Raw genomic sequence first — 17,526 nt, forward strand, 5'->3', positions numbered from 1 at the left:
ACGCCACGCAGGCGCGCCGGGCGAGATCAATTTGGGAATCGATATGCACACTGACGGAACCCTCTCGATCACCATCAACGGTGAGCATCGCCGGGTGCGCGCCGGGCTGACGCTCGCCGACCTCGCCGCCGACATGGGGCTGCTGCCGGAGAAGGTCGCGGTGGAGCGCAACCTGTCGGTGGTGCCGCGCTCGACATTGAAGGATGTGCTGGTCGAGGATGGCGATACGCTGGAGATCGTGCATTTCGTCGGAGGTGGCGATCACGCCGCACCGGTCGCAGCCGACACGTGGAGCGTGGCTGGGCGGACGTTTCGCTCGCGGCTGATCGTCGGCACCGGCAAGTACAAGGATTTCGCGCAGAACGCTGCCGCGCTGGAAGCCTCGGGCGCGGAGATCGTCACCGTCGCGGTTCGGCGCGTCAACGTGTCGGACCCGAACGCGCCGATGCTGACCGACTTCATTGACCCCAAGAAGGTGACGTACCTGCCCAACACCGCAGGCTGCTTCGATGCCGAGTCCGCGATCCGCACGCTGCGGCTGGCACGCGAGGCGGGCGGTTGGGATCTGGTCAAGCTCGAGGTGCTGGGCGAGGCCAAGACGCTCTACCCCGACATGGTCGAGACGCTGCGCGCGACCGAGGTGCTCGCCAAGGAGGGCTTTCTGCCGATGGTCTATTGCGTGGACGATCCGATCGCGGCGAAGCGGCTGGAGAACGCCGGCGCGGTGGCGATCATGCCGCTGGGCGCGCCGATCGGTTCGGGGCTCGGCATCCAGAATCAGGTGACGATCCGGCTGATCGTCGAGGGCGCCGGCGTGCCGGTGCTGGTCGATGCCGGTGTCGGCACTGCATCCGACGCGGCGGCGGCAATGGAACTCGGCTGCGACGGCGTGCTGATGAACACCGCGATCGCTGAGGCGAAGGACCCGATCATGATGGCCGCCGCGATGAAGGCGGGCGTGGAGGCCGGGCGGCTGGCCTATCTTGCCGGGCGGATGGGCAAGCGTCGCTATGCCGATCCGTCGAGTCCGCTCTCAGGCCTGATCTGACGTCTCGCCATAGCTGATCTGGATCATTGAGGTGGAACAACGATGGGGTCCGACCGTTGTTTAAGCAGGTAGCGTCACGCACCTGCGCGACGCGGCAACCGACAGGAGATTCCATCATGGGTGAACTCGTCGACAAGATCAAAGGCAACGTCAACGAAGCGCTTGGCAAGGCCAAGCAGCAGAGCGACGATCCGGTAACGCGGGCCGACGGCGCTGATCAGGAAGCGACCGGCAAAGGCCAGCAGCTCAAAGGCAAGGTCAAGGGCCTGCTTGGCGACGACATCTGAGTCATCGCCTGTGTAGAAGATATAGCCGCTCCGGGACACCGGGGCGGCTTTTTCGTGTGAGACTTATGCTGCTCCGTCCCGCAGCATCGCACCGGCGGTGATGGCGCGCATCTCCGTCTTCAGGTGGAGCAGCTTGACTCCCGGCTCGGCCAGCGCCCGCTGCAAAGCCGGCGCGAACGCTTCGGTCGCCTCTACCGTTTCCGCCCAGCAGCCATACGCCCGTGCAAGCGCGGCGAAATCGGGATTACCCAGCCGGGTGCCGCTGACGCGACCGGGATAGTCGCGCTCCTGATGCATGCGGATCGTGCCATAACCACCGTTGTCGATCACCAGCACCAGCATGTTCGCACCGTGTGTCACCGCCGTCGCGAGTTCCTGGCCGTTCATCAGGAAACAGCCGTCACCGGCGAGCGCGACGATCATGCGTTGCGGATGACGCAGCGCGGCAGCGGTGGCGGCGGGAACACCGTAGCCCATTGCGCCCGCGGTCGGCGCAAGCTGGCTGACCGGGCCGGCATAGCGCCAGTAGCGGTGCCACCAGCCGCTGTAGTTTCCAGCACCGTTGCAGATGATCGTGTCGGCCGGCAGCATGTCGCGCATTGCCGCCACGCAGGGGCCGAGATCGAGCGCCAGGCCATCGCGCGGGGCGGGTGTGGACCAGCCGAGATAATCGTCGTGCGCCTCCGCACCCGCCGCCAGCGCTGTCATGTCGATCGACAGCAACGCGTCCCCGAACGAGGCCATGTCTGCGCAAATCGCGAGATCGGTGCGATAGGTGCTGCCGAGCTCAACCGGGTCCGGATGGACGTGGACCAGCGTTTGTCCAGGATGATCGGGCGTGATGAGCGCGTAGCCATCGGTCGTTGCTTCGCCCAATCGCGGACCGACCACCAGCAGCAGATCGGCGGCGCGTACGCGCTCGACCAGCTTCGGATTGGGGCCATATCCCAGGTTGCCTGCCCACACCGTGCAGTCGTTCGGCACCGCATCCTGCCGCCGGAACGCGCAGGCGATCGGCACGCCGCTGCGCTCGGCCCATGCCACGATGTCGCGCGCGGCGGTGCCGGTCCAGCCGGCGCCGCCGACGATCATCACCGGCCGTTCGGCCGTATCGAGCAGTCCGGCCAGCGCGCGCAGTTCGATCGGGTCGACCGCCTGGATGATCCGTTCGACACAGGGGCGGTCGATCGCTTCGACAACATCCTTGAGCATGTCCTCGGGCAGCGCGAGGACGACCGGACCGGGCCGCCCGCTGATCGCTGTCGCATAGGCGCGCGCGACATATTCGGGGATGCGACGCGCGTCGTCAATCCGCGCCGCCCACTTGGCGATCGGTGTGAACATCGCCTCAAAATTGATCTCCTGAAACGCCTCGCGATCACGCGTGGCGCGATCGACATCGCCGATGAACAGGATCATCGGTTGGCTGTCCTGCATCGCGACATGGACGCCGATCGAGGCGTTGGTTGCGCCCGGCCCGCGTGTGACGAAGGCGATGCCGGGCCGCCCGGTCAACGCACCGTCCGCGCACGCCATGAAGGCGACGCCGCCTTCTTGCCGGCATACCACAACGTCGATCGCTGGCGTGTCATGCAGCGCGTCCAACACCGCCAGGAAACTCTCGCCCGGTACGGTGAAGATCCGGTCGCTGCCTTGGGCGAGCAACTGATCGACGAGGATGCGGCCGCCGGTGCGGGCGAAAGGGGGGGAGATCATCATCGCCAGGAGCTTAAACGCTGGGCAGCGGCTTGTCGAAGGGTGGTGATCTCGACCTACGCCTCGCACTACTTCCCTAGCAAAGACCAAGGTCCAAGTGGCGTTGTGTTGGGATGGGAGCTGAGCGCTCAGCACCGCGCGTTGAATGAACGGATCGCCGCCCGCCTAGCAAAGGAGCAGAGGGCTTGCAGATTAGTGCGCAAGCGCGTTCGGAACCCGCGTTGATGGAACGCCGGAAATGTCGAGATAGTTTACATACCCATTACGGGCATGCTGGCCGTTAACCTTATAAGCCGCTCGTTCTCGTTACTTTTGCTAATTTGGCACGCGTTCTGCAAAGCTAACAGCAGCCGAGCGGTAACGCTTCAGCAGGACGGGCCGATGCTGCCCCCGATCTCGCGTCGGTCCGTCCGCACCCGGCTCACGCACCGGGTGCGGTGGAACCATTATCCTCAGGCGGCCTTGACCAGCCCGGCATCGGTGAGAAGCTGCGACAGTTCGCCGCTCTCGTACATCTCCATCATGATGTCCGACCCGCCGACGAACTCACCCTTCACGTAAAGCTGCGGGATGGTAGGCCAGTCGGAGAACTGCTTGATGCCCTGACGCACGCCCTGATCCTGCAATACGTCCACGCTGTCGAACTCGACGCCAACGTGGTTGAGGATGGCGACCGCGCGGCTGGAGAAGCCGCACTGCGGAAACAACGGGCTGCCCTTCATGAACAGCAGCACGTCGCTCTTGGTCACCATGGCGGCGAGGCGGGCCTGGGTATCGTCGTTGGTCTCGGGGGTCATAACGCTTCCTTCACTCTGGAACGGCGGTGGTAAGTTGCAGGGCGTGGAGCACGCCCCCCATGCGGTCACCCAGCGCGGCGTAGACCGCACGCTGTTGCTTGACGCGGGGGAGCCCGCGGAACATCTCGCTGGTGACGCGGGCGGCCCAATGGTCGTTATCGCCGGCGAGGTCGGTCATCTCGACCTTCGCGTCGGGAATCGCGGCGACGATCAGCGCCTCGATCTCATGTGCGGCCATCGGCATCTATTCGGACGCCAGCAGCTGGCGGCGTGCCTCGACGGTACGCTCGTCGATGGCGCGGCGGACCGTGGCCTCGTCGCACTCGACATTCGCGGCGGTCAGATCGCCGAGCAGCTTGCGCACCATGTCGTCGTCGCCACCCTCTTCAAGATCGGCGTGGACGATCGATGTGGCGTAGGTGTCGGCTTCTTCCTTGGTTAGCTTCATCAGATCGGCCGCCCAATAGCCGAGCAGACGGTTGCGGCGCGCGTGAATGCGAAACGCAGCTTCCTCGTCACGGGCGAATTTGGCTTCGAATGCGCGCTCGCGTTCGTCGAAAGTGGTCATCTGGCGCTTCCCCTAAAGCCTGAAACTGTCTCCTGCGAGATAGGGAAGCCGTACCGGGTGCGCAACCGCGCCCTGCGCCGGGGGTCAGGCGCTGGCGTGAAACCGCTCGCCCGCCATCCACGGGCGGCTCTCGGCCAGACCAGCCTCATAGCCCGAGATTGCCGTATCGCGCGCCAGCGTAAGGCCGATCTCGTCGAGGCCCTCCATCAGGCACTGGCGGCGGAACGGATCGAGCGCGAACGGGAAGCGATCCTGAAACGGCGTGGTGACCGTCATGGTTTCGAGATCGATCGATACGGCGTCGGTCTTCGCGACTTCGATCAGCCGATCGATCGCATCCTGCGGCAAGACAACCGTGACGATGCCGTTCTTGAACGCGTTGCCGGAAAAGATGTCGGAGAAGCTTGGCGCGATCACGGCGGAGATGCCCATGTCGGCGAGCGCCCACGCGGCATGTTCGCGGCTAGACCCGCAACCGAAATTGTCGCCGGCGATCAGTACGGGCGCACCGGCGTAACGCGGATCGTCGAAGATATTGCCGCTTTCCGCCCGCACCGTCTCGAACGCGCCCTTGCCCAGCCCCTCGCGCGTGACCGTCTTCAGCCAGTGCGCAGGGATGATGACGTCGGTGTCGATGTTCTTCGCGCCCCACGGATAAGCGCGGCCGGAGACGTGGGTGACAGGCTTCATCTAGGTGCTTCCCCAAGGACCATCACAGAGTGTCGGCGTACTTTACACCGGCACTCGCGCGATCAATGTTCGCCGATGACCGCCGCAACGCGGATCGGACGCGCGGTGGCGGCATACGCGGCAATGCCGCTTACAACCGTGCCCATGATAAGGAGGATCAATGCGCGCTTCATGATATTACCCCTGTGTCGAACTCGCGGACGTCACTCAACCGGCCGTTGATCGCGGCCGCAGCCGCCATCGCGGGGGAGACCAGATGCGTCCGCGCACCCGGGCCCTGCCGCCCTACAAAATTGCGATTGGATGTGGAAGCGCAGCGTTCGCCCGGCGGCACTTTATCCGGGTTCATCGCCAGGCACATCGAACAGCCCGGCTCGCGCCATTCGAATCCGGCTTCGACGAAGATGCGATCCAGCCCCTCCGCCTCGGCCTGACGCTTGACGAGACCGGAGCCGGGCACGACCAGCGCGCGCACGCCCGCAGCGACATGGCGGCCGCCGGCGATCGCGGCGGCGGCGCGCAGATCCTCGATACGGCTGTTGGTGCAACTGCCGATGAAAACGTGCTGCACCGGCACCTGCGCCATCGGCGTGCCGGGGGTGAGGCCCATGTAATCGAGCGATTTTTGTGCGGCGACCTGCTTCGACGGATCCGCGAAACTCATCGGATCGGGCACGGTGCCGGTGATCGGCACGACGTCCTCGGGGCTGGTGCCCCAGGTGAGCGACGGCGCGATTTCGGTCGCGTCGATCAGCACGGTGCGATCGTACACCGCGCCTGGATCGCTCGGCAGGGTGCGCCAATAGGCGACGGCGGCGTCCCATGCGGCACCCTTCGGCGCCATCGGCCGGTCTTTCAGATAGGCGAAAGTGGTCTCGTCTGGCGCGATCAGGCCAGCGCGCGCGCCGCCCTCGATCGACATGTTGGCGATGGTCAGCCGGCCCTCGACCGACAGATCGCGGATCGTCGAGCCGGTATATTCGATCACGTAACCTGTGCCGCCCGCCGCGCCGATCTTGCCGATGACGTGGAGGATGACGTCCTTCGCGGTCACGCCGGCACCGAGCGTGCCCTCGACGCGAATCTCCATGGTCTTGGAGGGCGAGAGCAGCAGGGTTTGCGTCGCCAGCACATGCTCGACCTCTGACGTGCCGATGCCGAACGCGAGCGCGCCGATCGCGCCGTGCGCCGACGTGTGGCTGTCACCGCAGACCAGGATCGTGCCGGGCAGGGTGAAGCCTTGCTCCGGACCGATGACGTGGACGATGCCCTGTGCGGGCGCGGTCGCGTCGATATAGTCGATGCCGAATTCGGCGGTGTTGCGCGTCAGCATATCGAGCTGCTGCGCGCTTTCCGGGTCGGTGATCGGCAGGCGATGCCCCTGCGCGTCGACGCGCGGCGTGGTCGGCAGATTATGATCCGGCACCGCGAGCGTCAGATCGGGGCGGCGCACCGTGCGGCCGTTGACACGCAGACCGGCAAAAGCCTGCGGGCTCGTCACCTCATGAACGAGGTGGCGGTCTATATAAAGGAGGCACGTCCCGTCATCGCGCTTCTCGACGATATGCGCGTTCCAGATCTTTTCGTAGAGTGTTTGCGGATTAGCCATGATGCGCGCGGTTTAGCCATTTAGTGCGCGGCTGCAACCTTTGGCTGCATGTTCATTGCGTGAGAGCCGCTTGCCACCGTTTACCATAATCGCCAAACCGCGCCTATCAGGGTTGTTGCTTAGGCATCATTCGCCAAGAACATGGTGGAGGAAGGCTACGCTATCCGACAGCACCGGTGCCTTCCCTCTGAACGGTATCGACAGCGCCATCGCCACGTTTTCATGAGTCAGATCGGGGTAGTCTCGGAACGCGGCAGTCGCGCCGAGCGACTTCAGCCGCCGCGTGAGATTGGCGGCGTTGCGCGGCTGCACTTCGGTATCGCCGGAGGAGGTGACGAGCAGCATCGGCGGCGCATCGGCGCGCGCATAGGTGATTGGCTGGGTGGTGCGCGGATCACGCGTACCCTTGAAGGCTTCGACCGCGCGCGGCGAAGTCCAGGGGTAGAAATCATACGGCCCGGACAGGCCGACCACCGCCTTGATTGTGTCCCGCGGCATGCCTTCGTTGGCGAGATAGTGCGTGTCGAGGGCGAGCAGCGTGGCGATATAGGCACCGGCGGAATGGCCGGCGACCGCGATGCGGGCGGGATCGCCGCCGTATGCAGCGATGTGATCGCGCGTCCATTTCACCGCATCCGCGCCATCCTCGACGAACGCGGGAAATCGAACGCTTGGAACCTTGCGGTAATCCGGCACCACGACGACGAAGCCCTGCTTTGCAAACGCACGCGCTGCAAAACCATAGGCATCGTGCGAGCCGGCTACCCAGCCGCCGCCGTAGAAGAAGATCAGAACTGGCAGCGCCTTGCCCGTGGCCCCGGTCGGCCGCCACACGTCGAGGGTCTGGCCATGGTTGCCGAAGCCAAGATCATGGCCCGGCCGTTCGGCACCCCAGCCTCCACCAAGCGCGCCGTCCAGGAAGGTGAGCTGACCCGGCGGCGTCAGCAATGTCAGGATGGCGACGAGACCGGCGGCGAGCAGCGCCAGCCCAATCGCGGCAACGCGGAGGATCAAGCCGCCTGCAACGGCAGATAGTGCGCGGTGGTCCGGTCGGCGACCTCCCCCTCGGTCACGCCGGGTGCGAGTTCGACCAGCGCGAACGGGCTGTCATGATCGGGGCGGCTGAACACGCACAGATCGGTAATAATCATGTCCACCACGTTCTTGCCGGTCAGCGGCAGCGTACAGGCGGGGATGAACTTGGCGTCACCGTTCTTGCTGGTATGCTCCATCACGACGATGATCTTCTTCACGCCGGCGACGAGATCCATCGCACCGCCCATGCCCTTGATCATCTTGCCGGGGATCATCCAGTTGGCAATGTCGCCGTTTTCGGCAACCTCCATCGCGCCCAGCACGGTGAGGTCGATATGGCCGCCGCGGATCATCGCGAAGCTCTGGTCAGACCCGAAATAAGCGCTCTGCGGCAGTTCGCTGATCGTCTGTTTGCCGGCGTTGATGAGATCGGCATCCTCCTCGCCCGCGAAGGGGAAGGGGCCGATGCCGAGCATGCCGTTCTCGGACTGCAGCGTCACTTCCACGCCCGCCGGGATGTGGTTCGCCACCAGCGTCGGAATGCCGATGCCGAGGTTGACGTAGAAACCATCCTGCAATTCGCGTGCGGCGCGCGCGGCCATGTCGTCACGGGTCCAGGCCATTACTTACTCTCCGTGGTAGCGGGGTCGGGTAGGGGCGCCGATCCGGGCGTCCAGCGTTTGTCGGCGGGGTAAACCTCCGCCTGCGTGCCCTTGAGCGCGGTGCCGTAAACCGGGTTCGGCAGCATGAACCAGCCGTGGCCCCACAGCAGGCGGATCTCGCGTCCCGCTGGAAGCTGGCGGCGCGCGGCGATGGTGAGGTCGCTGGCGTTGAACAGATCGCTGAAATCGCCGAGCTGATCGCCGACCATCGCGATCACGCAGTGGTGCAGCGAAATGTCCTGACGGCGCGCATCCTTGCCGTTGCCGGTGCTGCCGCCGTCGCCCTTCAGCCAGAGGTTCTTGCCGTACGCGACCGGGCCGACGCCAAGTCCGTTGAGCATCGCCGCGGTCTCGTCCGCATTCGCGCCCGAGCGGTTCGAGTTGAAGATCACCTCGACATGCGCGTCGCGCGCGACCTTGATGGCGTCTTGCACGCCGGGAACGAGCGAGACCGCCCTGCTGCCCGACTTTTCCCACGCGTCCCAGCGCTCCGCGCTATAGCCGCCGCCTGCCGCAAGGCTGGCCTGCTCGAAGCCGAGGTTGAGCACCACCGTCTCGTCGATGTCGAACACCACCGCCATCGGCTTCTGTTCGCACGGCAGGAAGGCTGGTTTCTGGAGCCTCGCGCCGGGAGCGAGCACGACCGACCGGACATTACGCCCGATCGCACGATCCGCCGCGATACCGAGGAGGTACGTCTCCAGCGCGTTATAGGTCTGGATATACGCGGCGGCGGCTTCGCCCGAGCCGTAGAGATATTGCTCGCCCGCCGGTACCGCTATCGAACGCGACGGCGGCGACAGTGCCTTGCTGTGTCCGCGCGGCGTGGCGCGCCGATCGCGCCGGCGGATCAGGCGAGACGGCGTAGCGGTCATCGCCACCGTGATCGGCTGCACCATCGCCACGTGACCCGCGGGCGAAGCGGTGTCCGGTCCCGCATACGTGGCCTGGATGACGGGCGCGGCATCCGATGACGTCCGGTAGACGGCATGGTCGGTACCGGTCTCGCTCCGACCCGCCAGACGCGCGTCGTCACGGTTGCCCATGTCGTTGGCCGTTACCGGCACCGTCGCAAAACCTTGCAGCAGCAGAAAGGCCGCAGGGAGCAGGGCAGGCAGTCGCTTCAAGCGGCGCGTTCCCGCACGGTACGGAACTCGATCTTCTTGTCGTACGGGCTGCCGACGATCATCCGCTTCACGTAGATGCCGGGCAGGTGGATGGTATCGGGATCGAGGCTGCCGACCGGCACTACTTCCTCGACTTCCGCTACGCACACCCGCCCGGCGGTCGCCATCGGTGCGTTGAAATTGCGCGCGGTCTTGCGGAAGATGAGGTTGCCGCTCTCGTCCGCCTTCCAGCCCTTGATGATCGACAGATCGGCACGGATGCCGCGCTCGAGGATGTAATCTTCCCCATCGAAGCTCTTCACTTCCTTGCCCTCGGCCACCAGCGTGCCGACACCGGTCTTCGTATAAAATCCGGGGATGCCGGCACCGCCTGCGCGGCAGCGTTCGGCAAGCGTCCCCTGCGGGCAGAACTCGACCTCGAGTTCGCCAGCCAGATACTGCCGCTCGAATTCCTTGTTCTCGCCGACATAGGAGGAGATCATCTTCTTGACCTGCCGGGTGCGTAGCAGCTTGCCGAGCCCCTCGCCGTCGATGCCCGCATTGTTGCTGGCGATCGTCAGATCCTTCGTGCCGGCATCGCGGATCGCGTCGATCAGGCGCTCGGGAATGCCGGACAGGCCGAAGCCGCCCGCACAGATCGTCATGCCGTCGTGGAGCAGACCGTCAAGCGCGGCGGCGGCGTTCGGATAGAGCTTCTGCATGGATACTCCTTGACGATCCCCGGCGGATAGGGGCGCGGTGCGGCGGTGGTCAAGGGAGCATGCGCCCGCGCTATTGACTACGCTTGTAATCATGTGTGATTACAAGCGTAATCGGATTTAGGAGCGAGTCGTGGCGGAACGGATCAGCGATGCCGAACATGCGGTGATGGAGGTGCTGTGGGAAGACAGCCCGCTCACTGCGCAGGACGTGTCGGAACGCGTCGCCGTCACGCGTGACTGGTCGGCCAACACGGTCAAGACGTTGCTCGGCCGTCTGCTCGCCAAGAAGGTGATCGCGCATGAGGCGGATGGGCGGCGCTATCTCTACCGTCCGCTCGTCCCGCGCGAAGACTATGTCGCAGGCGAATCGCGGCGGCTGATCGACCGGCTGTTTGGCGGCAAGCTGACCCCGCTGGTCGCCCATCTCGCCGAGCGGGATGCGCTGTCGGCGCAGGATATCGCGGAGATCGAGGCTTTGCTGAAAGGTCTGAAATCATGATCGGCTGGATGATCGAAGGGCTGATCGCCTCGGGCGTGCTGATGGCGCTGGTGCTGCTGATCCGGCACCCGGTGCGGCGCGCGTTCGGTGCCGACGTGGCCTATGCCTTGTGGGCGTTGCCGGTGTTGCGTCTGGTGCTGCCGCCCTTACCTGCGACGGTGCCGCGTCTGGTACCGCAGGCGGTTCACCACGCGGCGATTCTGCCGGTCAGGCGGGCAAGCGAGCCGATCGCGGTGATGTTGGCCGCCCCAGCCGCCGGAGCAGGGCAGGCGGCGCAGGCGTTCGACTGGACGGTGTTCGTGCCGGTATTGGCGGCGGTCTGGCTGATCGGCGCGCTGGCGTTCGCCGGCTTCCACATCCTCGCGCACCGGCAGTTCTGCCGCGATCTGCTTGCCGAGGCGGCGCCGGTCGAGGCGCGTGGCGACATCGCCGTGATCGAAACGCCGGCGGCGCGCGGTCCGCTCGCGTTCGGCATCTGGCGTCGCTACGTCGCGTTCCCGGCCGATTTCAGCGCGCGCTACGATGATGCCGAGCGCGATCTCGCGTTGGCGCACGAGCTTGGCCACCATGCGCGCGGCGATCTGATCGCGAACTGGATTGCGCTGGCGGTGTTGGCGCTACACTGGTTCAATCCGGTCGCCTGGTACGCGTTCCGCGCGTTTCGTACCGATCAGGAAGTGGCGAATGACGCGCGCGTGTTGGCCGGTCGACCGGCGATCACGCGGCACACCTATGCCTGCGCGATCCTGAAAGCGGCGCATGGCGGCGCGGTGTCGGCGGCATGTCACCTCCATACCATCGACGATCTGAAAGGGCGGCTGCGGATGCTGACCACCCGTCGCATTTCGCGTGCGCGGCTGGCCGGCGGCGCGGCGACGGTGGCGCTGGTCGGCGTGGCGGCGCTGGGGCTGACCGCGTCGGGCACGCAGGCGGCGGAGCATGTCCGCGTGCGGGTGAAGACGGTTACGGGCGTCGATCTGGCGACGATCGATCGGATCGCGCCTCTCGTGGCGCCGCTCCCGATCACGCCGATAGCGACTGGTGACCGGCGTGCCCCACTTCCGCCGCTGGCACCAGATGCGCCACGCATCGCCGGCGCGCCGCCCTTGCCACCCATGTCCGACGTTAGTGTCGACGCGCCTTCCCAGCCACCAGCCGCCGCTTCGCACATTACTACGGCCGTGGAGAAGATCGTCACTACCGACGGCCGCGAGATGCGCCGTCACAGCGTCCGCATCGACGATGAGGATATCGCCACCGACGACAGGTTCGCCAATCTGCCGCAGGTCGTCTCGTCCAACTGCGGCGACAGTGCGGAACGCCCGCTGGTGATCCATGACGAGCAGGGAGGGCGGCGTCGCATCACCGTCTGCAACGACCGGATCGAGAAAGCCGCCGCGCACGCCACCGCAATGGCGACGAGTGGCGCAGTTATGCAACGCAATGCCTATCGCTCGGCTATGGCAGGTTTGCGCAAGGCGCGCGCCAACGTCACCGACAATACGCGGATGCCCGCCGAGGGCCGCCGGGAAGCGCTTGCCGCGATCGTCCGGTCACTGGCCGAACTGGACGCGGACATGGCGCGGGCGCGCTGAGGCTGGACGCGCGGCGCGGGCTTGCGTTCGACGCGCCGCGCCGCCACATCGCGGTGATGGACGAACAGCAGACCGGCATCGCGCAACCGCTGGAGCCGCTGGTCGCGCGGCTGCTCGCGCCCAATCCGTCGCCGTTTACGTATACCGGCACGCAGCTCTATCTGGTCGGTCAGCGTGAACTTGCGGTGATCGATCCCGGTCCCGATGCACCCGAGCATATCGACGCGATCGTCGCTGCGATCGCCGGGCGGCCAGTCGGCGCGATCGTCATCACCCACACGCACCGCGATCACAGTCCGGCGTCGCGTCCGCTCGCGGCGATCACCGGCGCGCCGATCGTCGGCTGCGCCCCGCTCGCGCAAGCCAACACCGGCCCCAGGCTGGAGGCCGGGTTCGACACCGATTACGCGCCGGACCGCGTGCTTGCGGACGGCGACACGGTGGCGGGGGAGGGCTGGACGCTCAGCGCGATCCATACGCCGGGACACACGTCCAACCACCTCTGTTTCGCGCTTGCCGAGGCGAACGCGCTGTTCAGCGGCGATCATGTCATGGGCTGGTCCACCAGTGTGGTTGCGCCGCCCGATGGCGACATGACCGACTATATGGCCAGCCTCGACAAGGTGTTGCGGCGCGACGATCGCATCTATTACCCGGCGCATGGCGATCCGATCGACAATCCGCGCCGGCTGGTGCGCGGCATGATGGGCCACCGCAAGCAGCGCGAGGGGCAGATCCTGCGGCTGCTGCGCGATGGTGCACGCCCGCTGCCGGAGATGGTGGAACGCATGTACGTGGGCCTTGACCCGAGGCTGCGCCCCGCCGCCGGGTGCTCGGTGCTGGCGCACCTGATCGACCTGCGCGGGCGTGGGTTGGTGGCGGAGCATGGCGAGGTCTGGTCGCATGTCGGCTGAGCCCGCACCCCCGCGTGCCTCGGCGTGGATCGTGCCCGCGATCGCCGGCGCGGTGTTCCTGGCGGTGCTGGTTGCGCTCGGCGTGGGCGGCTACCTCGTCTACAGACATTATACCGTCAGCTACACGGTCGAGCGCGAGAGCGACGGGGTGACGATCTCCAAGGTGGTCGACGCGAAACTCGCCGGGGCGACCGACCTTCGCGTCAGCATGTTGACCGGTACCGTGCAGGCGACCGCCTCCGACGCGGGCTGGGGCGGGGTGTTGCCGTCGGGGCTGGTGTTCAAGGCTCCATTCGAGGCGGACTATTTCGTCGATCTCGCCAAGCTCGATCGCAGCCACTTCTTCTGGAACGCGACGTCGCGAACGCTGATCGTCACGCCGCCCGACGTGCGCGTCGACAGTGTCAACGTCGACGAGGCACGCGCGACCGTGGACCAGACGACCGGCCTCCTCGTCACGCGCGGTGCGATGGCGCGCCTGCGGCAGCGTGCTTCCGGCCGCGCCGAGCAGGTGGTGCAGCGCGAAGCAACCGCCGCGAAGAACATGATGCGCGCGCGCGAGGCGGCGCGGCGCGAGATCGCCGATCTGTATCAGCGCCCGCTCACCATCGCCGGGCTCGACGCGCATGTCGTCGTGCAGTTCGAGGGCGAGGGCAACCGGAACAGCGAGCAATGGGACCGTAGCCGTTCACTCGACGAGATCCTCGCCGCCGGCAAGTGAAGACCGGCTGACAAGCGTCGCGTGAGCGCCTATCTGCACGCGCGAGGGAGACCAAGCGCATGACCGTCCAGACCCAAGACCTGCAAGGGCTCGACCTGCGCGCCGAGATCGACCGGCTGCGCAAGGAGCGCAACGCGGTCATCCTCGCGCATTATTATCAGAAGCCTGAGATACAGGATCTCGCCGATTTTGTTGGTGACAGTCTCGACCTCTCGCGCAAGGCACAGGCGACTGATGCCGACGTGATCGCGTTTTGCGGCGTTCGCTTCATGGCGGAAACGGCCAAGATCCTCAGCCCGGAAAAGATCGTGGTGCTGCCCGACATGGATGCCGGGTGTTCGCTGGAGGATTCGTGCCCGCCCGAGCAGTTCGCGGCGTTTCGCGCGGCGCACCCGGATCATATCGCGCTGACGTACATCAACTGCTCGACCGAGGTGAAGGCGCTCTCCGACGTGATCGTCACCTCGTCCTCGGCCGAGAAGATCCTGTCGCAGATCCCCGCCGACCAAAAGATCATCTTCGGCCCGGACAAGAACCTCGGCGGCTATCTTGCGCGCAAGACGGGTCGCGAGATGCTGCTGTGGCCCGGCGTGTGCATCGTGCACGAGGCGTTCAGCGAGACCGAGCTGCTCAAGCTTCAGATCGCCAATCCGGGCGCGCCGATTGCCGCGCATCCGGAATGCCCGCCCTATATCCTCGACCATGCCGATTACGTCGGCTCTACCAGCGGCATCCTCGCCTTCGCCGACACGATGCCGGGCGACACGCTGATCGTCGCGACCGAGCCGCACATCATCCACCAGATGCAGAAGGCGGCGCCTGCCAAGACCTTCATCGGTGCGCCCGGCGCGGACGGGAACTGCAACTGCAACATCTGCCCGTACATGGCGCTCAATACGATGGAGAAGCTCTACGTCGCGCTGCGCGACCTGACGCCGCGCATCGAGATCGAGGAAGGGCTGCGGCTGCGCGCGAAGAAGAGCCTGGACGCGATGCTGGCGATGGCGTCGGGTACGGTGGGGCTGGGTGATCTCGGCCCGTTCGTTGCAGCGTGATCGTCGCCTAACGGGGCTGTCCTACGCACCGTAATATGTGATCTTTGCGCACCCTCGTAACTGGGGGTGTCGTGATGACCGGGATTATTACCGCTCGCGCCGGGGATATTGTCGAGCGGTTCGCGCCGCGGGCGGTGCCGAACTATCAACAGGCGTTTGCGCATGGCGACGGGCTGCTTATCGCGCATGGCGTTACCACGCCGTTGCGGCTGGCGCACTTCATGGCGCAGGTACTGCATGAAACCGGCGCGCTGACACAATTGGTCGAGAACGGCAGGTATTCGGCAAAGGCGCTCGGCGCCATCTGGGATGCCGGCAACTGGCACGGCTATTTCGCCGATCGCGCGGCCTGCGTGCAGATGGCCGACCACTGCCGGCGCGACGAGGGCGTAGCGCTGTTCAGTCTGGTGTACGGCGGCAGGCTCGGCAACGGTCCGGCCGCAACACGGGACGGCTGGACGTATCGTGGACGCGGCATCCTGCAAACCACCGGCCGCGCCGCCTATGCGACGGCGTCCGCGCGGCATGGCGTGGATTTCGTCGGCGATCCCGATCTTGTCACATCCGCCGAACACGCGCTCAAACCCGCGCTTGCGCAATGGTCCGACCGTAACTGCAACGCCGCCGCCGACCGCAACGATCTCGCGGGGGTCACGCGACTGGTCAACGGCGGCGCGGTTGGCCTGGCCGAACGCGCGGCATGGTTCGCGCGGATTGCGGCTTTCGCGGGCGTGCCGGCGCGTTTTAATTCGTGACAGGAAAGCGAATTGCCAGCACCTTGCTGTCCGGAGGTGGTCGGTGTCGACTCAGTGTCTCTCTACCCAGGCGCAGCAGGTGGCGATCATCGACTTCGAGGCGTCGTGTCTGCCGGAGGCGGGAGAGTCCTATCCGATCGAAGTCGCGCTCGCGAAGGTCGATGGATCGACCCGGAGCTGGTTGATCCGTCCGTCACCCGATTGGCTGTTCTGGGATTGGTCGAGCGAGGCGGAGCAGCTTCACGGCATAACCCGCGAGATGCTGCTGCAGCATGGCCAACATCCGGATGAGGTGCTCCAGGAACTGGTTGCGGAGGCAGGAGATTGCGCGATCTACGCGGATTGCGATCTCGACGCCTATTGGTTGGAAACGCTGGCGCAAGCGTGCGACCGGGCACCGCCGTTTACCGTCCGATATCTGGGTGAACTGCTCTGTGCGGAAGGTGCGTCGCGCGGCGATGTCGTTTCCGCACTGGAGCGGGCGAAGCTTTTGCTGCCGGCCGAACACGTCGCGCGGGACGATGCCAGCCGACTTGCGCTCGCGTTGCGACTGCTGGCGGTGTCGCGCCGTCGCTGATCTTGCATAGGTGCAGCGGTGTCGATGAACCCGCGCCGAAGCCCATGCCGCTTTCCTCCCCCTAATCGTTACGGCTCCGAATGCCTATCTTCAGGGCCGACATCACAGCGGCAAAGGCGTATCGCACATGGAAAAACGCATACTCGGCAACAGCGGGCTTGAAGTTTCGGCGCTCGGCTTCGGCTGCATGGGGCTGAATTCCAGCTACGGTCAGGGAATATCCAAGGACGAAAGCGTCACCCTGCTGCGCAAAGCGGTCGATCTCGGCGTGACGTTCTTCGATACCGCCGAAGTCTATGGGCCGTTCACCAATGAGGTGATCGTCGGCGAGGCGCTGCGTCCGGTGCGCGATCAGGTGGTGATCGCCACCAAGTTCGGCTTCAACGCGGACAAGGGTGTCGGCGGCGGGCTCAACAGCCGGCCCGATCATATCCGTGAGGTGTGCGACGCTTCGCTCAAGCGCCTCGGCGTGGACGTGATCGATCTGTTCTACCAGCACCGCGTCGACACCGCTGTCCCGATCGAGGACGTTGCCGGCACGCTCAAGGATCTGATCACGGAGGGTAAGGTCCGCCATTCCGGCATGTCGGAAGCCGCCGCCGCTACGGTTCGGCGGGCGCACGCGGTGCAGCCGGTCGCGGCGCTCCAGAACGAATATTCGCTGTGGACGCGTGACCCGGAGACTAACGGCATTCTTGACACATGCGAGGAACTCGGCATCGGGCTGGTGCCTTACAGTCCGCTTGGTCGCGGTTTTCTGACCGGCGCACTCGGGGCGGGCGAACTGACCGAAGGCGATTTCCGCAAGATGCTGCCGCGCTTCACGCCCGAGGCAATGGCGAAGAACCGGGCGCTGATCGATCGCATCAAGGCCATCGCTCAGGCGAAGGAAGCGACACCCGCGCAGATCGCGCTTGCGTGGCTGCTCGCGCGGCGGCCCTGGATTGTGCCGATCCCCGGCACGACCAAGCTGCACCGGCTTGAGGAAAATCTCGGTGCGACGGGCGTGACGTTGAGTGAGGACGAACTCGCCGAGATCGCCAGCGCGCTTTCGGAGATCGACGTCGAGGGTGCGCGCTACCCGCAACATTTGATGGCCGCGACCGGTAATTGACCCTGGCAACCGTTCCCGCGCCGAGTTTCGCTGCGTCGACCAGCGAGACACGGCGC

General features: G+C 65.7%; 20 protein-coding genes. 10 read left to right on the forward strand and 10 right to left on the reverse strand.

All coding sequences use genetic code 11. The annotated features are described in order from the left end of the window. Positions 1–43 precede the first annotated feature (43 nt). Together thiS and OXR00_RS00145 are read left to right on the forward strand one after the other, a co-directional pair. The gene (gene thiS, locus OXR00_RS00140) at positions 44–1,048 is read left to right on the forward strand and encodes a sulfur carrier protein ThiS (protein WP_276592844.1); all 1,005 of its coding nucleotides are present in this window, start codon (positions 44–46) and stop codon (positions 1,046–1,048) included. 116 nt (positions 1,049–1,164) lie between these two features. Next, the gene (locus OXR00_RS00145) at positions 1,165–1,335 is read left to right on the forward strand and encodes a CsbD family protein (protein WP_267386013.1); all 171 of its coding nucleotides are present in this window, start codon (positions 1,165–1,167) and stop codon (positions 1,333–1,335) included. A gap of 63 nt (positions 1,336–1,398) precedes the next feature. Here the strand turns inward: OXR00_RS00145 and OXR00_RS00150 are convergent, their stop codons facing one another. The 10 genes from OXR00_RS00150 to OXR00_RS00195 form a co-directional block, all read right to left on the reverse strand. Then, the gene (locus OXR00_RS00150) at positions 1,399–3,051 is read right to left on the reverse strand and encodes a thiamine pyrophosphate-binding protein (protein ID WP_267387100.1); all 1,653 of its coding nucleotides are present in this window, start codon (positions 3,049–3,051) and stop codon (positions 1,399–1,401) included. A 452-nt stretch (positions 3,052–3,503) separates the two neighbouring features. Further along, complete coding sequence (grxD, locus tag OXR00_RS00155; protein WP_267386015.1) at positions 3,504–3,848, reverse strand: Grx4 family monothiol glutaredoxin; 345 nt, start codon at positions 3,846–3,848, stop codon at positions 3,504–3,506. Positions 3,849–3,858: 10 nt separating this feature from the next. Beyond that, positions 3,859–4,092 (reverse strand): BolA family transcriptional regulator, encoded by a 234-nt coding sequence (locus OXR00_RS00160; RefSeq protein WP_267386017.1) that lies wholly within the window; start codon positions 4,090–4,092, stop codon positions 3,859–3,861. Beyond that, entirely contained in the window at positions 4,093–4,416 is a 324-nt protein-coding gene (locus tag OXR00_RS00165) for a DUF1476 domain-containing protein (protein ID WP_242151104.1), read from the reverse strand. 84 nt (positions 4,417–4,500) lie between these two features. Beyond that, positions 4,501–5,106, reverse strand: a complete 606-nt coding sequence (gene leuD / locus OXR00_RS00170) for a 3-isopropylmalate dehydratase small subunit (protein WP_242151107.1) — start codon at positions 5,104–5,106, stop codon at positions 4,501–4,503. Positions 5,107–5,275: 169 nt separating this feature from the next. Then, entirely contained in the window at positions 5,276–6,715 is a 1,440-nt protein-coding gene (leuC, locus tag OXR00_RS00175) for a 3-isopropylmalate dehydratase large subunit (RefSeq protein WP_267386020.1), read from the reverse strand. 126 nt (positions 6,716–6,841) lie between these two features. Continuing rightward, positions 6,842–7,729, reverse strand: a complete 888-nt coding sequence (locus tag OXR00_RS00180) for an alpha/beta hydrolase (RefSeq protein WP_276592845.1) — start codon at positions 7,727–7,729, stop codon at positions 6,842–6,844. Beyond that, positions 7,726–8,373, reverse strand: coding sequence for a 3-oxoacid CoA-transferase subunit B (locus tag OXR00_RS00185; protein ID WP_267386021.1), 648 nt, complete (start codon positions 8,371–8,373; stop codon positions 7,726–7,728). The genes OXR00_RS00180 and OXR00_RS00185 overlap by 4 nt, the downstream gene beginning before the upstream one ends. After that, on the reverse strand, positions 8,373–9,539 hold the full coding sequence (locus OXR00_RS00190; RefSeq protein ID WP_267386022.1) for an HAD family acid phosphatase: 1,167 nt from the start codon (positions 9,537–9,539) through the stop codon (positions 8,373–8,375). Before OXR00_RS00190 ends, OXR00_RS00185 begins: the two co-directional genes overlap by 1 nt. Further along, positions 9,536–10,240 (reverse strand): CoA transferase subunit A, encoded by a 705-nt coding sequence (locus tag OXR00_RS00195; RefSeq protein WP_267386023.1) that lies wholly within the window; start codon positions 10,238–10,240, stop codon positions 9,536–9,538. Before OXR00_RS00195 ends, OXR00_RS00190 begins: the two co-directional genes overlap by 4 nt. 130 nt (positions 10,241–10,370) lie before the next feature. On the opposite strand from OXR00_RS00195, the gene OXR00_RS00200 reads away from it, so the two are divergent. The 8 genes from OXR00_RS00200 (at position 10,371) to OXR00_RS00235 (ending at position 17,470) form a co-directional block, all read left to right on the forward strand. After that, on the forward strand, positions 10,371–10,739 hold the full coding sequence (locus OXR00_RS00200) for a BlaI/MecI/CopY family transcriptional regulator (RefSeq protein ID WP_267386024.1): 369 nt from the start codon (positions 10,371–10,373) through the stop codon (positions 10,737–10,739). Next, on the forward strand, positions 10,736–12,334 hold the full coding sequence (locus tag OXR00_RS00205; protein WP_267386025.1) for a M56 family metallopeptidase: 1,599 nt from the start codon (positions 10,736–10,738) through the stop codon (positions 12,332–12,334). Before OXR00_RS00200 ends, OXR00_RS00205 begins: the two co-directional genes overlap by 4 nt. A gap of 56 nt (positions 12,335–12,390) precedes the next feature. After that, positions 12,391–13,248, forward strand: a complete 858-nt coding sequence (locus OXR00_RS00210) for an MBL fold metallo-hydrolase (RefSeq protein WP_267386026.1) — start codon at positions 12,391–12,393, stop codon at positions 13,246–13,248. After that, positions 13,238–13,969, forward strand: a complete 732-nt coding sequence (locus OXR00_RS00215) for a DUF4230 domain-containing protein (protein ID WP_267386027.1) — start codon at positions 13,238–13,240, stop codon at positions 13,967–13,969. Before OXR00_RS00210 ends, OXR00_RS00215 begins: the two co-directional genes overlap by 11 nt. 59 nt (positions 13,970–14,028) lie before the next feature. Further along, entirely contained in the window at positions 14,029–15,024 is a 996-nt protein-coding gene (gene nadA, locus OXR00_RS00220; RefSeq protein ID WP_267386028.1) for a quinolinate synthase NadA, read from the forward strand. 74 nt (positions 15,025–15,098) lie between these two features. After that, positions 15,099–15,779, forward strand: coding sequence for a hypothetical protein (locus OXR00_RS00225; RefSeq protein WP_267386029.1), 681 nt, complete (start codon positions 15,099–15,101; stop codon positions 15,777–15,779). A gap of 79 nt (positions 15,780–15,858) precedes the next feature. Beyond that, complete coding sequence (locus OXR00_RS00230) at positions 15,859–16,356, forward strand: hypothetical protein (protein WP_267386030.1); 498 nt, start codon at positions 15,859–15,861, stop codon at positions 16,354–16,356. Positions 16,357–16,483: 127 nt separating this feature from the next. After that, the gene (locus tag OXR00_RS00235) at positions 16,484–17,470 is read left to right on the forward strand and encodes an aldo/keto reductase (RefSeq protein WP_267386031.1); all 987 of its coding nucleotides are present in this window, start codon (positions 16,484–16,486) and stop codon (positions 17,468–17,470) included. Positions 17,471–17,526 lie beyond the last annotated feature (56 nt).

It is taken from the genome of Sphingomonas sp. GC_Shp_3 (assembly GCF_026540945.1).
Lineage (GTDB): Bacteria > Pseudomonadota > Alphaproteobacteria > Sphingomonadales > Sphingomonadaceae > Sphingomonas.

What these genes read in the sequence shown, in the direction of transcription:
- thiS (WP_276592844.1), top strand. Translation starts at nt 44, where the DNA reads ATGCACACTGACGGAACCCTCTCGATCACCATCAACGGTGAGCATCGC.
- OXR00_RS00145 (WP_267386013.1), top strand. Translation starts at nt 1,165, where the DNA reads ATGGGTGAACTCGTCGACAAGATCAAAGGCAACGTCAACGAAGCGCTT.
- OXR00_RS00150 (WP_267387100.1), bottom strand. Translation starts at nt 3,051, where the DNA reads ATGATCTCCCCCCCTTTCGCCCGCACCGGCGGCCGCATCCTCGTCGAT.
- grxD (WP_267386015.1), bottom strand. Translation starts at nt 3,848, where the DNA reads ATGACCCCCGAGACCAACGACGATACCCAGGCCCGCCTCGCCGCCATG.
- OXR00_RS00160 (WP_267386017.1), bottom strand. Translation starts at nt 4,092, where the DNA reads ATGCCGATGGCCGCACATGAGATCGAGGCGCTGATCGTCGCCGCGATT.
- OXR00_RS00165 (WP_242151104.1), bottom strand. Translation starts at nt 4,416, where the DNA reads ATGACCACTTTCGACGAACGCGAGCGCGCATTCGAAGCCAAATTCGCC.
- leuD (WP_242151107.1), bottom strand. Translation starts at nt 5,106, where the DNA reads ATGAAGCCTGTCACCCACGTCTCCGGCCGCGCTTATCCGTGGGGCGCG.
- leuC (WP_267386020.1), bottom strand. Translation starts at nt 6,715, where the DNA reads ATGGCTAATCCGCAAACACTCTACGAAAAGATCTGGAACGCGCATATC.
- OXR00_RS00185 (WP_267386021.1), bottom strand. Translation starts at nt 8,373, where the DNA reads ATGGCCTGGACCCGTGACGACATGGCCGCGCGCGCCGCACGCGAATTG.
- OXR00_RS00195 (WP_267386023.1), bottom strand. Translation starts at nt 10,240, where the DNA reads ATGCAGAAGCTCTATCCGAACGCCGCCGCCGCGCTTGACGGTCTGCTC.
- OXR00_RS00205 (WP_267386025.1), top strand. Translation starts at nt 10,736, where the DNA reads ATGATCGGCTGGATGATCGAAGGGCTGATCGCCTCGGGCGTGCTGATG.
- OXR00_RS00210 (WP_267386026.1), top strand. Translation starts at nt 12,391, where the DNA reads ATGGACGAACAGCAGACCGGCATCGCGCAACCGCTGGAGCCGCTGGTC.
- OXR00_RS00215 (WP_267386027.1), top strand. Translation starts at nt 13,238, where the DNA reads ATGTCGGCTGAGCCCGCACCCCCGCGTGCCTCGGCGTGGATCGTGCCC.
- nadA (WP_267386028.1), top strand. Translation starts at nt 14,029, where the DNA reads ATGACCGTCCAGACCCAAGACCTGCAAGGGCTCGACCTGCGCGCCGAG.
- OXR00_RS00225 (WP_267386029.1), top strand. Translation starts at nt 15,099, where the DNA reads ATGACCGGGATTATTACCGCTCGCGCCGGGGATATTGTCGAGCGGTTC.
- OXR00_RS00235 (WP_267386031.1), top strand. Translation starts at nt 16,484, where the DNA reads ATGGAAAAACGCATACTCGGCAACAGCGGGCTTGAAGTTTCGGCGCTC.